The following is a 13,908-nucleotide window of genomic DNA, read 5'->3' on the forward strand; positions in this document are numbered from 1 at the left end:
CTCAACCTGGCGCGTCGTCCAGCTCGACACCTTGCGCCTGCGCCTGATCAAGCTTGCCACGCGCGTCGTCGCACGGAAGACCCGGGTCATGCTGCACCTGCCCAGCGCTTATCCGGCCAAGGCCATCATCCACCTCGCCCTTGAGCGCATGCCTCGTCTGGTCTGCTGACCGCCGGGGCATGTGCCCCAGCCGCGCCCTCCAACCCGCAACCCCAAGCTCCGCGATCTGCAACCAAGAGCCGGCTCTGAAACCGGCATCGGCCGAACGCGCCCGCACAACCAGAACGCGAGCGTACCGCGGCGTCACCAGGCTTCTCGCCCCGCCTCATGAATTTTTCGGGTTAGTTGCATGCCATCCATGGTTACGCGGCAGGTTACGCGATAGCGGGCCTGTTCGGATGACGCAAATCGTATCGCAACCTGGGGTGAACTTAGTTGCTCATACCTGCCCGCAAACTTGGCGAACACCCAACTTGTTTGAAACTCGAAAAGGCTGGCACCCGTAGGGTACCAGCCCTTCGGCTGTCAAATTTTTTGACAGTATAGCCGATCAGGCCTCCTTGCGGCGGGCCCGGCGAGTGAGGCCGAGACCGAGCAGGCCGGCGCCGAACAGCGCCAGCGTCGCAGGCTCGGGCACCGCGGTCAGATCATAGAAGCCGGACAAGGTGGAACTCTGGAAAATGACGTCGGCGGTCTGCGGGCTGTTGCCCGGAGCCTTCACCCGCAGCGTGACCGTGAGCAGGCCGTCCGTGTTGAGGGACAGCAGAACGTCGCCCATAATCCCGACACTGTCGAGAAAGAAATTATAGGCCACATTCGGCGCGTTCGGGACGTTGGTGACTAATTCGAAAAAGGCGCCGAGGTCGATAGAGATTTCGACGACCTCGGCACCTGGTGTGCCGGGCGTCAAATTCGCGCGGTCGCCCAGAGCGATACTCAGCGACGCATCGGTCACTGAGTAGTTCAGGATATCAACTTCTTGGTTGATATCATGTGTGAAAACGAACGGAGCCGCACTGGTGATGACGGTGCCGCTGCCGCCGCCGCTGATCACGTCGTTAAACGTCATCGGCGCGGCATGGGATGGGGTGGCGAAGGACGCCATGGCCATGATGCCCGCTGTGGCGGCAAGGCGAAGAAAGGTGTTCCTCATGCTCTCACTCCTGTTTGGCAAGATCTATTCCGCTCCGCCTCGCGTAGGCAAAACCTACCCTCAGCGCGGCGCATAAAGCCATTAGCAAGCGGTGTGCCAGTCACTAGGATATTGAATTAAAAGCAGAAATGCGAAGCGTCAGAAGTGGCGACTGGATCTGTCAAGAAAGCCGTCAGGTTGCGGCGGCGCTGCTTGGGGGACCGCCCTCGGTCACGTCCCTGTTCAGTCTGGGCCTACCCGGTAGACTCGCAGCCTATCGCCACCCCTCGACACCCAGATCCCCCAGCAGGTAGGCGAGATTGTGAATCCGCGCCTGTGCTGTCGGGTCGTTGACAACATCCGGCCGCAGGATCCTGCGGACTAAGTCCAGCCCGTGGCGGAGCGGATCCGCCCCTGCACCATTCTGCCAGGGCGCCGGTCCTGGCGTCCCGCGCGACAGCCGCCCACGCGACCCGCGCTGGCGAAGCCAAGATGGCCGCCTTTGCAGCACCCAACTTCGGAAAGCGTTCGGAAAGGGCGTGTCTCGCGTGAAATCGAACCCGTAGGCCGAGCGGTGGACTGCGATGGCCGGATCGGCCAAGCGGATCATCCGCGCCTCGAAATTCCCAAATTCTTTGTGCCGCAGCGGCAGGGAGAGCGCGAAATCTACAATCGCCGGGTCATAGAACGGTAGCACGCCGTGCCCGAAGGCGGCGTTGACACTGAGATCCTTGCCGAACCAGGCGCGGCAGCGAAAATAGGGATAGGTCGCCTCGGCCGCCCGGCGGGATGCTGGCCGCGCGCCCTCGTCCCAGGCCTCCCCGATTTTACCCGCGATGCGCGCCGCGTACTCCGCCTCAGAGAATCCCGCTGTGCAGATTGTGCTGTCCACCCGGTAAAACACGCGGGCCAACGAGACCGCTGTGACCGGCCGTTCCGGCAGGCCGAAGAAGTTGCGGAATACCTCTCCCGCTCCGCCATGCAGGTTCAGGGCGCCGCCCTCGTGCCGACGGCGGCGCGCGAGCGCTTCCGCTCCGCTGTCGAGGATGCCATAGTACATCAGACCATCGACCTCATGGTAGGTACGCGCCAGCCGCGCCGCTGGCTCCTCCAGCGCCTCGGCGCACCAGGTGCCCTTGTCGAAATGGTCGATCTCCATCCCCTCGGTCCGCGCGATTGCCTTAGCGATGCGCACATCGGCGGAGCTCTCGGGACCATAGACAAAGAGGCGCGGCTGCACACCGATCCGCCGGCAGAGTGCGAGTAGCAGGCGCGTGTCGTAGCCGCCGGAGAGCGCGAGGGTGATGCGGCCGCCGAAGGCGCCGCACCAGCCCAGCAGGTTGGTGGTCAGCTGTTCGACGCCATCGTGCGCCAGCTCCTCCGCCGTACCGGCCGCCTCGGGCGGCAGCAGGCGCCGCGAAGTGCGAGCGATGCGCACCTCTTCCGCCACCATCGCCTCCGCGCCGAGGCCAAGCCGCCGGATGCCCTCCAGGACCGTGTCGTCACCGAGTGTGGTGCCGTGGAACACGTACTCGTACGCCTCCTGCCGTCGGGCCAAGCGCTGCGGCAGAGCGCGCGCCAGGGCGAGGAAGGAGGTGGAAAAGGCGCCGCGCACCTCGTCATGGAACACCTCGAGCGCGGCGCTGCGGTCGCGCAGAATTCGCACGCTGCGCGTATCTCCCGCGAGGAGGGCGAACTGACCCTGGCATCGCGGCAGCTCCGCCGCCGGATCGGGACAGGCCAGCAGCCGCTGGAGCGCGGCGGTTCCGGTCTCGCCCGCGTAGAGCAGGCTGCCGACGCAAGCGAGGAAGCGTCCGTCCGGTCCGACCGCGTGCTGCGTCGGTCCACCGAGAATCTTTGGATAATGGAACAAGCGGTAACCTACCCCCTCCCGCACGGTGGCGGGTGGGAATCCGGCTGCGCGGAAATGGCCGTCCATGGTGCGGCTTGCCGTGTCGAGGGCCACCGGATCGCGCTTGTGGAGAAGAAAAAACCCACCCATGTCTGCTCCTCGGCCGGCGAAGGCGCCGGCTGCCTTGCCGTCTAGCCATCAGTCCTGCATGCGAGGGGCGGGACCGCGCGGCGGCAGCACTGCATCCAGCCGCCGCAGCGTCGCCGACCAGTCATGCCCTGCCATCACCGCTTTTCGCGCTGCGGCGCCAAGGCCCGGGTGCCGCCCCGCCAGCACCTCCGACACCCGCTCGGCCATCTCCGCCGCCCCTTCCGCGATCAACAGATCGCGCCCGGGCACCGCCCGAACCCCCTCGTAAGCCTGAGGGGAGGCGACTACCGGGCGCGCCATGGCCATCGCTTCCAGCACCTTGTTCTGAATCCCTCGCGCGATGCGCAGCGGCGCGACGGCAACGGCGGCATGGGCGACATAAGGCCGGACATCCGGCACTGGGCCGGTCACCCGCACCCCCGGCAGCTCGGCCAAAGCCTGCACGCCGGGCGTGGGGTTGGCGCCAACAATCCAGAAGCTGGGCGGTGCCAACCCAACCGGCGGCGCGGCGCGTAGCCGGGGCAGGACCTCGGTCGCGAACCAGCTCACCGCCTCGACATTCGGCCGATAGCTCATCGTCCCGGTGAAGACCATCGCGGGTGCCGCGCCGGCATAGGGATCCGGGTGGTCCTGCGCCGAGTCGAAGCGTGTGAGGTCCACGCCGTTGTCCACGTATTCGAGCCGCGCGGCCGCCTCCGGAGCCAGCTCCGCGAAGCGCGCCGCTTCTTGAGCGGAGACGAGCAGGGTGCGTTCGAAGTCAAGCGCGGCGCGGCGCTCGAAAGCAAGCAGCGTGCGCGCTTCCCGCGCCCACACTTGGCGCATGGGCGGGCGCGCATCGGCGGCATAGGCGAGCCACTTCTCAGAGTCGACGTCCACCATGTCGAGCACGCGCTGCGCTCCAGAGGCCCGCACGTCTGCCCCCATTGCATAGGGCGCCATGGCGGAGGAGTAGACAAAGGCTGCCGCGTAGCGTCGCGCTGCCAGTCCTTCCTGCGCCCAGCGGAACAGCGACGGTTCATGGAACCAGCCGAGGGAGAGCGGCAGGCCGGGTCGAAGGCGCGTCAGCGCCCGCGCCGCGGTACGCCAGCGGCCGAACATGGGGCGCCACCGCACAAGGGAGCAGCGCTGCTCAAGTATAGTGACGTGAGCGAGATCCGCTTCGTCGTCCACGAGGAAGCCGAGCTCCACCTCGAAGCGCTGCGATAAGTAGTCGAGAATATGCCAAGCGCGGATTTTCTCGCCCTTCTCGGGCGGGAAGGGGATGCGGTGGGCAAGGAAGAGGAGACGGTGCAAGGCTGCGACCTAGGGTTGGCGGCACCTGAGGGCGCCCAGGAAATCCTGCCGGTCATTCCGAAAGGCCAGGATACTAGGACCCTTGAAATCCTGGTCCTTTGATTCAATGCGTTCGAAGTCGACGCTATCAGGATAGATCTGACTCACTGGAAACTCCGCATCTTTGAATTATGGTTGCATACATCTAAGTTCATGTCCGCAACTCCAAAGCAAAACGGAAGATAAGTCATTGTGAACTGTTAAAGAGGAGCTTGAGGTCAACTTGTTGCTTGGCCTGGGTTATCTACAGCTGAATTGCAAAAATCGACATACTCGATATATTTCTGGTCGCAATATTTTGCGCCTTTCTGCACTTCGAAGACCTTAATTTTCGCCATACGCCTCCCATTTTTGCTGAAGGTGCTGAATACTTCCCACAAAACGGTCACTGCGGTGTTGGTGCGGGGTACGACGCAACTGAAATCAATAGCAGTGCACATAACCTTTCGATGAAAACTAATTACTCGGCGTTTCATGGAGGCGGTCGCTTTCTTGGCACAAGTGGGGAGTTAATACTATCCAAGTCCCTTGACTAACGGTGGTCCTAGTAAATTCGCCACTGGCATGGGCAACTTCTTCCAGGCGGCAATGAATAGACGGTATTTGGGATTGTTTGGGTTGTTCTCCGGAATACGCGCACCCTCAGCAAGCCGATAGCAATAGTTCAGCCGCTGCTCCTCGAAGCCCCAGTTTCGTTTATAAGCGAAGGCGCCGGTACCGGCCTTACTGCGGCCGAAATCGAACAGCGTCGCGCCACGCTCCCGCCCGGCGCGGCGCATCACCTCCCAGTACATAAAGTCGTTCGCCGAAACCGCACGCGCGGCCGCCGTCCCGCCGCCGTAGTAGGGCAGCACCTCCTCACGGAAGTGGAAGTTCAGCACCGCTGAGATTGGACTGCCGTCCCGCAGTACGGTCGTTACGTCGTGCTCACGCGGGAAAGCCTCGGCGAGTAGATGGAAGTAGCGGCGTGAGAAGACCGGGCTGCCGAGGTTACGCACGCTCTCGGCATAAATCCGGTGCAGCCGATCAGTGTCGCTGTCACTGACCGAAGTCAGCCGGAAGCGCTCGATCGCCTTGCGTACTTCCGCCCGCTGCTTGCGTGGGATGTTGGCCTGCATGTCCTTCGCGTCGTCGCCCGTCAGGCGGATTGGCTTGCGGAAGGTGAAATAAAGTGGCGGGCGCTCTGTCCAGCCGGCATCCGGCGCTTCCAGGCGGCGCCATTCCAGCACGCTCACCCCGAGCCGCCGCTGCAGGTCGATTGCATGCGCCTCAAGCGCGGTGCGCGCCTCCTCCGTAGCTGCGGCGCCGCCATAGACGCAAAAGGGGGTGGAGGAGAGGCTGTCGCCGAACAGCAGGGTCCGCATGCGCGCAAGCGGCAGCACGCCGACCACCGCGCCATCCTGCTCCGCATAGGCGTAGTAGGTCGGGTGACCGAAAGCCTTGCTGATCACGCGCGCCCAAGGTGTGAGATGGAAGAAGGTCGCAGAGGGGAAAGCACGCACGAAGGCGTCACAAGCCGGAGCGGCCGCCTCGTCGAGCTCGCGGATGCGCAGCGCCATGGGATTTCCGGTCAGGTTGTCTTGGAAAGTGCGGCGAGCGGCGCCGTTCCGATCTCCGCGGCGAAGACCTCGTCCATGCGGCCCCAAGCAAAGCTTTGGCAGCCGTCGAGCAGGCCGGCCAGGCGCTCCGCCATGCTGCCGAGGCCGGTATGGTGCTTGCGCCGCTGCAGCCAACTCATGCCCGGCGCGCGAGGCTGCTGCGGATCGATTTCCCACGGGTGGAAGTAGAAGACTCCACGCCGGCCAAGCCGGTTTACCCGCCGCAGCGCCGCCGTGAACACCGCCTGGGGCGTCATCCGGAACCAGCCTCCACCAGAGACCGGCAGCGCTCGACCGCCGGCGCGCAACACCGTCATGGGTACTTCCAGCACTGTGCCGCCGCAGGGATGCCAGGGCGACGGCTCGGCCTCCCCTGTGCCCATATGGCGGCCCGGGAAGACCGAAGAGCTGTAAAGATGCCCGGTTTCGGCCAAAATCCCGTAGGCCCAGGCCGTACGCGAGGGGCTTAGCGAGAACGTCGGCGCGCGATAGCCATGAACGGGCACGCCTGCGGCATCCTCCAGCACGCCTCGGGCGCGAATCAGATCTTGGCGGAAGCGCTCTGGGCCGATGGCGAAAACTTGCTCATGACCATGGCCGTGGCTGGCAAGCTCATGGCCCTCGGCGACGATGCGCCGAACGAGGGCCGGATGGCGCTCGGCGACCCAGCCAAGGGTGAAGAAGGTGCCCGTGACGCCGGCGGCAGCCAAAAGTTCGAGCACGCGGTCCGTGTTCGCCTCGACCCGGCGCTCGCGGCCTTCCCAACTATCGCGGCCGATCGCTCCAGCGTAGTTCTGAACCTGGAACCAGTCTTCCACATCCACCGTCATCGCGTTTCGCGGCGGAGTAACGCTCATCGCCCGCTCCCAGGTTCGGCAAAGAGCGCCATGAGCTGGTCGAAGGCCCGCTCGCGGCGCGCGGTGGTACGCTCCAGTACCTCGATGCGTTGGGCAAGGTCGTCGATCATCGCCTCGAGATCCAGTGCGCGGGGGGGCGGGTTCAAAACCAGCTGGCCGGCGCCGCCCGCGCCGAGGTCGTCCTCCAGCTCGAGCGCGGTAGCTTCTACCACGTCAGCGGTGATGTGCAGCGCGTTCTCAAGCGAGCTGGCAAGTAGCACTCGTGCGCAGAGCCGGTTGATACGCCGTGGCACACCGCCAGAGAAACGGTGGATTACCTCGAAGGCGCGATCTTCGAAAGAAGGATTGCCCTCCCAGCCCACCGCGCGCAACCGATGCTCAATATAGGACCGCGTCTCATCACCCGACAGTGCGCCGAGATGGAAAGAGGCGAGAATGCGCTGGCGCAACTGGTCGAGGTCCGGGCTGGCGATGATGCGGCGGAGCTGCGGCTGGCCGAGCAGCAGCGTCTGCAGTAGCGCCCGCCCTCCATCCGTAATGTTGGAAAGCATGCGCAGTTCCTCAAGCGCGCTCGGTGTGAGGGCCTGCGCCTCGTCCACGATCAGCACATGGCGGCGGGAGGTGTCGCGCAATACCGCCATAATGCTGTGCAGAACCGCAGCTTTATCGCCTGTCGAGGGCGCGCCGAAGGCATCCGCGACCAGCCGCAGCAGATCCTCGCCCGAGACCTGCGTAGTCATGATGCGAGCCACTGCGAAAGCGGCCGGGTCGAGCTCGCTGCAGAAGCGCTCGACGAGGGTGGTCTTGCCTGCGCCAACTTCCCCGGTAATAACGACAAAGCCCTCGCGCTGTGCTATGCCGTACATCAAGTGGGCATAGGCCCGGCTGTGCACGGTGCTCGAAAAGAACAACCGCGCATCCGGCGTCATCAGAAAGGGCGGCGCGTTGAAACCGTACATGTCGATCTGCATCTGCGCGACCCGTTAGAAGAACTGGCGGAGGGAGACAAGGACGATGTTGGTGTCCGCGCGGCCTGGCTGGAGGTCCTGCTCACGCTGCTGATAAACGTATTGCAGCGTACCGAAGAGATTTGGCGAGAGCTGCCGCGAGAGCGCGGCTCGGACGCTGTAATTCATTCCCGAGCCGCGCCTTTCCGTCTCCGTTTGCGCGATCTGCCCGCTCACTAGCAGCGAGATGCCCGGGGCGAGCGCGCGGCCCCAGCTCAGTGTCGCCGAGATGTTCTTTTGTGCAACGGGGCGAGAGGAAGCCTCGATGAGGACTGGCTCGCGCTCCTCGCGCAAGAGGGTGAGAGTAAGAGTGTCACGGGGCCATATCTGGCTCAGTGAGACGGTGCCGCGGCGTAGGCGAAACAGGCCGCTCTGCGTGTTCAGCAGCGAAGTTGGGACGGCGACGGCGGCCGGCACGCCGGTCGCGGCATCAATCAGGTTGCCATTGGCATCCACGCGCAGGCCGGCCAGCAGATCGTTGCTCAACAAGGCGCTGGAGGTGATGCTCTCGCCATAGCGGGCGAAGACGCGTGTGCGCACACCAACTGGGAAGTTGGCATTGAGCGAAAAGGAGGTGAAGCCGTCGCGCTGGCCGTAGCGCAGAGTAATGAAGCTCTCCTCGTCGGGCGCGTAGCGGATACCAACGCCCCAGATTGGATCCCGAATAATATAGGGCCGGACTCCGCCATAACGGTCGTCTTGCCAGCCGCCATCGAGCAGCAGTGCGACCTCGCGCGTTACAGAGTAACGCGTCTGTAGGACATACAGTGCCCGGTGCGCATTATTGTAGATGCCGGATCCGTCGTAGGAGGTATAGCTCGCCTGGACTTGGAAGGCGAAGCGGCCCCAGTCCTCGCCCGAGCGCACGACACCATACACCTCGTGGGCGGTGAAATCCTGGCTCGTAAAGAAGGGCGTCGACTCACCGGGCAGGGAGGTATCCCGGCCAGACAGGCTCGACTGGCGGAAGCGGTAGCCGACGCGGGCCGTCGCCAGCCCGCCGAAGCGCCGCACTAGATAGGGTGAAATCGAGAAGGTGGTGGCCTGAACGCGGTTGTTACTATCCTGCGTGCTGCTGTCGAAGCCCGCGAAATCGCCGAACACCGAGCGCGCATCGCCCCTGCCTTGGGCTTCAATGAACAGCAGGTCGGGCACCAGCGTGGCGAGGACGTTTCCCGCGAAGAGTTGGTCGAGGCGGTTCTGATCCGAGTTGCTCGCATAAAGGCTGAGGCGCGGGGCATAGGTGAGGGCGCCCACCACCTCAGCTGTGTCTGCGGAGAGCGTCAGCCGTGGGATAATGCGTGTGTAGACGTCGGCGGTGCGGCTAACAGCACTGCCGCGCAAGTTGTCGGTCGCGACGCCGTCTACCTGCACGCTCGGCTGCAGGCTCCAAAGCGGGCCAGGAACAGTTGGGTCGGGCGTGCCGATGCCAAACAGCGGCTGAGCGTCCTCGGCCCAAAAGCTCGGCGTGTCCGATGCAGTGGCGTTGGACATGAACGGCCGCACACCGACGTTTGGCGTTGCGGGGCCACCGAGCTCGAGCGGGTCGGGCAGCTGCGCCTGTGCCGACCGTGCCACCAGCAGCGCCGTCGTCGCTAGTAGCACCAGTACCCAGCGCCTGCGACCAAGTGGGACAGGCTCAGCCACTGTTGTGACTGCCCTCGTAATCATAAGCACCGAAACCGTCGCTCGTCACCATGTGGGTACGGTTGAGCAGGAGCTGGAGCGTCGGACAAGCATCCACCATATCGAGCGCGCTCTCTACCTCGCCGCGCTGCGTCGCCTCAGCCCGGACTACCATGAGCACCTGCCCGGCTACAGCAGCAAGTGCGCCGGGCTCGCTGGTGGCGAGACAGGGCGGCGCATCCACGACCAGAATACGCCCCGGCAGAGCGCTAGCGAGGCGCGAGAGTGCAGCGGCGAGCATCTGCCCGGAGGGTAAGCCCGAGGCGCCCGGCGCCGATGGCCCGTAGGACAGAACTGAGAGTCGCCGCAACACGGTCGGTATGGGCAGCATCTCAGGGCGGCAAGTCGGATCGGTCGCTAGAGCGCGCAGCCCGGGCTTCTCAGCAAGGCCAAGGAGGACGGTTAGCGAGTCTTGCATCTTGCCGTCGGCATCCACCAGGATGACCTGCTCGGGCGCGCTAATCGCCAGGCTGGTGGCGATGTTGAGGGAACAAAAAGTCTTGCCTTCGCCCGGTTTTGCGCTGGTGACGAGCACCATGCGCGGGATGCGTCCCTCCTCGGCCTTGGCCGCCTGCACGGCGCGCAGCACTTGGTGCTGCACGACGCCGAGCTCCTCCCGCACGCGGCTCCGCTGGGCGTTGCCTGTCAGCGCCGCGTAGCCGCCCTTGCACAGGGTTTCGAGGCTGATGGGCTGCGTGGCGGGGTGCGAGACGGGCTGGGCCGACGGTGCGGCTGAGGCCGTGAGACGCGGCGGTAGGGTGTCGGCGGCTGCCGTACCAGCCTCCACGGGCGCACCGGCGTCATGCTGCGCCGGCGGCGTCCCGCCGAGGGCCAACATGGCGCGCTCGACGAGGTGGATGCGGCGGGAAGGGGAGGCGGTCACGCGATGAACCTTGCGATGATGTCTGGAAGACGCGCCATAGCCTGTGGTCCGGCAAAGAGGAGCGCGCCGTAGGTCGCGATCAACAGGCCCCCACAGCAACCTACGGCGATGATAGATGGGGTGGCGCTGGGACGGGGCTGGGTAGAGGAGATGCTGCCGATCACTGGCAACCCGATGCGCCGCAGGTCGCCCACCGTGTGGAAGGAGCGGTCCAGCATGACAAGCAGGAAGGCGAGCCCAGCCCCTGCGCCAAGCCCAGCGAGCAGGACCACCGAGGCGAAGAGCACCCGATTTGGCCCGATCGGGAAGAGTGGCACTGTCGGCGGATCGACCACCTCAAGCCGCACACGGTCGGCGCCGGCGCGCGCTGCGCCGGCAATCTGCACAGACTCGCGGCGCTCGAGCAGCTCCTGATAGGCACGCAGCAGCACGTTGTAGTCACGGTCAAGGTTTTGAAACTGTGCCTGCACTTGTGGCACAGTGCGCGCCAAATCCTCCAGCCGATCGACGCCCGTCTGCTCGTCGCGCACCTGTCGTTCGAGAGAAGCGAGCTGTGTCTCGGTGTCTAGAAGGCGGACACGGAGCTGCTCGTAAAGGGGGTTAGGCCGCTGCGTGCCGCTTGCGACCGGTCGCGCTGCCGAAGGTGTACTAGAGCGCGCCCCACCACCAGCACGATGCGCGGCAATCTGCGCCTCGAGAATGCGCACGTCCGGATGGTTCTCTGTGCGGGTAATCAGCATGTCGGCGCGTTGGCGCTGCAGCTCGGTCAGCGCACTGCTACCGCTGGGCCCGCCGCCGCCTATTACTGTCTCGGTGATGGTTTGCGGTGTCGTCTCGAGCTGCTGGCGAAGTGCGGTGCGGCGCATAGTGGCATCCTGCAGTTCGCCGCGAAGCAGTTGGAGCTTAGAACGCGCCTGTTCCAAACGTGAGATGCCGCCGTCGCTTGGAAGAAGATCGACGTAGCGCGCACGGAAATCGGCGCGGCGCTGCTCCGCCTCGCGCAGCTGGGCCTCGTAGGTGGCAATCTGCTGCGCGATGAAAGTCCGCGCATTCTCCATCTGTTGGCGATCACCGACGGTCGCCAGCTCCATGAAGAGCGTAACCAAGGCCTGCACCACATCACGCGCCTTACGCGGTTCGGTGGTGGTATAGTTGATGATGAAGAGATTGCGTCCCTGGGATGCAATGCGCACCTCGCGGCCGAGCTCAGTCAGCATCGCCTCGCGCTCGGCCGCGTTGCTAACGGTGAGGTCGAGACCGGTGCGAGTCGCTACGCGCTCGAGGTTCGGACGGCTGAGTAGCGTGCGTTGCAGCAGCTCGACTTGGCCAGTCGAGCCACTGTCCACCGCGATGTCGCGCAGTAGCTGGCTCAGGATGGCGTCTGCGTCGGCGAACATGCGCGTGCTCGCGCGGTACTGGTTGGGCATAGAATAGACGACGGCCCAACCCGCGATGCAGACGAGCCAAGCCAGCGCGACCGCCTTCCAACGATGCTGCCAAGCAAGCGTCGCGTAGCGGCGCAGCTCAAAGAGGATCGGCATAGCGTCAGAACCACCCCTGCGGGATAACCAACGTATCGCCCGGCCGGAGCGGCACGTCCTGGGAGATGTCACCGCTGCGCAGCAGGTCGTTGAGACGCACTGGGATGATCTGCGGTGGATTCGTCTCGTGCTCACGGCGGATGATGCGGGCGCGGTTTCCGGAGGCGTAGCGCGTCAGCCCGCCGCCCTGGATGAGCACGTCAAGCACAGTCAGTCCTTCGCGGAACGGGATGCTGCGCGGCTGCGCCGCCTCGCCGACAATACGGATCTGGCGACTGGTGAGGCCGACGAAAGAGCGCACAATCACGGTGACGGTCGGCTCGCGGATAAATTCACGCAGCTGCTGTTCGAGCTGGCGGCTGAGCTCGGTCGGGGTACGACCGGCCGCCTCGATGTCACCGGCGAGCGGGATGGAGATGCGACCGTCTGGGCGGACCGGGACGTCCGTAGTCAGCTCCGGCGCACGATGGACGAAAACTTGCAGCGTGTCGCCCGGGCCAATGACGTAATCAGCCGCGGTTGATGGAGCGCCAGCGGGGGCAACGGTTATCGGGCCGCGTTGCGGCAGCGGATCGCACGCGGCGAGAAAGATTGGCAACGCCAACATAAGAGATGCTTGGCAAAGGGTCGATTTCAAAGACACGCCTTTCTCCCCAACGCGAGGGCATACGGCCCACGTTCTGCCTCTGCAGCGTTGGTGGTCCGGTCTACTTCCAGCAATACCGTATCCCAGGATTGGCCAGTGTTTGCATATAGTGACAAGACGGACACAGGCCGATACGCACCCTCTCACGACTCTATGACACAAATTGCCCCCAACTCCACCTAATATGTGCAGGGGAGTGTCAAATTGAGTAAAAATTTGTAGAGAAAGAGATTCAATCGGGTGCTGGTTCCAAGCTGCTACGGTGCCGGCATCTCTATCGGAGCAACTACGAAAGGACATGGATCGGCCTACGAAGGGTTGCTCGATGTGAGGTCTCCAACAGTGATGCTCCAAAAATTCAATTGCTACGTGAAGAGACCGGTTACCAGATCTCCTAGCGCGAGAAGGCGCTAGGAGTAGAGTTAGGTGCGATTTCGATATAAAATGCTATACTCAAAAGCGTGCTCCAAAGCCAACGAATAATCGGCGGGCTGTGTGGCGAAGCAGTCGCGATAGCGCTAGGTAAGCCGATAGCAGGTATGCAGCCACCGTGGCGCGAGTTGCGACGGCAGGCGACACCTTCAGCGCAACCCATCGGCGCTGCTGACCTTGCAAGAGCAGCGCGCCATACCTGGGCCTTTGCGGTCCATTGAGCCAGCGTGGCAACACCTTAAATCCACACGAGGTCTATGCCACTCAGACTGATCGGGGATGAGCTGCTGAGGAACACAGCGCCTTCCGCCACGCCGTTGCCGTCGAAGTCAAGCTGGACCGTTTGTCCCGACAGCCGAGCCTCCGTGTTACCGGCTCCCGTGAAGGTTCCGGCGCCGCGCCAAGTGAAGGAATTTGTCAGCAGGCCGGCGAAGACCAGCTTGTCCGTCCCAACCTGGAAGTCAGTGATGGTGTCAGGCGTCGTGACGGAGCTCTCCACTGCGTTAGTAAAGACGAAGCGGTCAGCACCGGCACCACCGGTCATCAAGTCCCGTCCGACGCCACCCACAAGCGTATCGGCCCCATCGCCGCCGACTAGCGTATCGTTGCCTCCTTCGCCCCGGATCAGCGCTGGAGTAAGACCGATGACGGTGATCCGGTCCGTAAAGCTTCCGCCCATAACGGTCTCTGCGCCGGCGACGGTCAACATATTGGTGTTGCTGTCGAGGAGAACGAGCCGGTCGGCACCGCCACCGAGATCGATGGTGGTGTTGCTGGCTGTGGTGCCGAGGG

Annotated in this window: 12 protein-coding genes; 1 reads left to right on the top strand and 11 read right to left on the bottom strand. The window is 64.1% G+C overall.

Going from position 1 to position 13,908, the window contains the following annotated elements; all coding sequences use genetic code 11:
• On the top strand, nucleotides 1-169 hold a 169-nt coding region (locus EP26_RS26575), incomplete at its 5' end, for a transposase (RefSeq protein ID WP_043343376.1).
• Between the two features lie 381 nt (nucleotides 170-550).
• Here EP26_RS26575 and EP26_RS26580 read toward each other — a convergent pair.
• The 11 genes from EP26_RS26580 to EP26_RS26630 all read right to left on the bottom strand — a co-directional run.
• Nucleotides 551-1,153, bottom strand: a complete 603-nt coding sequence (locus EP26_RS26580; RefSeq protein WP_043343378.1) for a PEP-CTERM sorting domain-containing protein — start codon at nucleotides 1,151-1,153, stop codon at nucleotides 551-553.
• Between the two features lie 253 nt (nucleotides 1,154-1,406).
• A complete protein-coding gene (locus tag EP26_RS26585; RefSeq protein ID WP_043343380.1) occupies nucleotides 1,407-3,134 on the bottom strand; it encodes a hypothetical protein in 1,728 nt (575 codons plus the stop codon).
• 48 nt (nucleotides 3,135-3,182) lie between these two features.
• A complete protein-coding gene (locus EP26_RS26590) occupies nucleotides 3,183-4,427 on the bottom strand; it encodes a TIGR03087 family PEP-CTERM/XrtA system glycosyltransferase (protein WP_043343383.1) in 1,245 nt (414 codons plus the stop codon).
• Between the two features lie 554 nt (nucleotides 4,428-4,981).
• On the bottom strand, nucleotides 4,982-6,025 hold the full coding sequence (locus tag EP26_RS26595) for a FemAB family XrtA/PEP-CTERM system-associated protein (RefSeq protein ID WP_043343385.1): 1,044 nt from the start codon (nucleotides 6,023-6,025) through the stop codon (nucleotides 4,982-4,984).
• Between the two features lie 11 nt (nucleotides 6,026-6,036).
• Nucleotides 6,037-6,921, bottom strand: coding sequence for an XrtA system polysaccharide deacetylase (locus EP26_RS26600; RefSeq protein ID WP_043343387.1), 885 nt, complete (start codon nucleotides 6,919-6,921; stop codon nucleotides 6,037-6,039).
• Entirely contained in the window at nucleotides 6,918-7,892 is a 975-nt protein-coding gene (locus EP26_RS26605) for an AAA family ATPase (protein WP_043343389.1), read from the bottom strand. The genes EP26_RS26600 and EP26_RS26605 overlap by 4 nt, the downstream gene beginning before the upstream one ends.
• Before the next feature lie 12 nt (nucleotides 7,893-7,904).
• Nucleotides 7,905-9,422, bottom strand: a complete 1,518-nt coding sequence (locus EP26_RS26610) for a TIGR03016 family PEP-CTERM system-associated outer membrane protein (RefSeq protein ID WP_169747499.1) — start codon at nucleotides 9,420-9,422, stop codon at nucleotides 7,905-7,907.
• 145 nt (nucleotides 9,423-9,567) lie between these two features.
• The gene (locus EP26_RS26615; protein ID WP_043343394.1) at nucleotides 9,568-10,497 is read right to left on the bottom strand and encodes a P-loop NTPase family protein; all 930 of its coding nucleotides are present in this window, start codon (nucleotides 10,495-10,497) and stop codon (nucleotides 9,568-9,570) included.
• The gene (locus EP26_RS26620; protein WP_043343396.1) at nucleotides 10,494-12,038 is read right to left on the bottom strand and encodes an XrtA system polysaccharide chain length determinant; all 1,545 of its coding nucleotides are present in this window, start codon (nucleotides 12,036-12,038) and stop codon (nucleotides 10,494-10,496) included. Before EP26_RS26620 ends, EP26_RS26615 begins: the two co-directional genes overlap by 4 nt.
• A gap of 4 nt (nucleotides 12,039-12,042) precedes the next feature.
• Nucleotides 12,043-12,675 carry an XrtA/PEP-CTERM system exopolysaccharide export protein gene (locus EP26_RS26625; protein ID WP_245624530.1) on the bottom strand — a complete coding sequence of 211 codons (633 nt, stop codon included), beginning with the start codon at nucleotides 12,673-12,675 and terminating at the stop codon, nucleotides 12,043-12,045.
• 679 nt (nucleotides 12,676-13,354) lie between these two features.
• Nucleotides 13,355-13,908 (bottom strand): M10 family metallopeptidase C-terminal domain-containing protein (locus EP26_RS26630; RefSeq protein WP_043343398.1); only part of this gene is annotated, 554 nt, incomplete at its 5' end.

Origin of the sequence: Belnapia moabensis DSM 16746 (assembly GCF_000745835.1) — a bacterium.
Classification (GTDB): domain Bacteria; phylum Pseudomonadota; class Alphaproteobacteria; order Acetobacterales; family Acetobacteraceae; genus Belnapia; species Belnapia moabensis.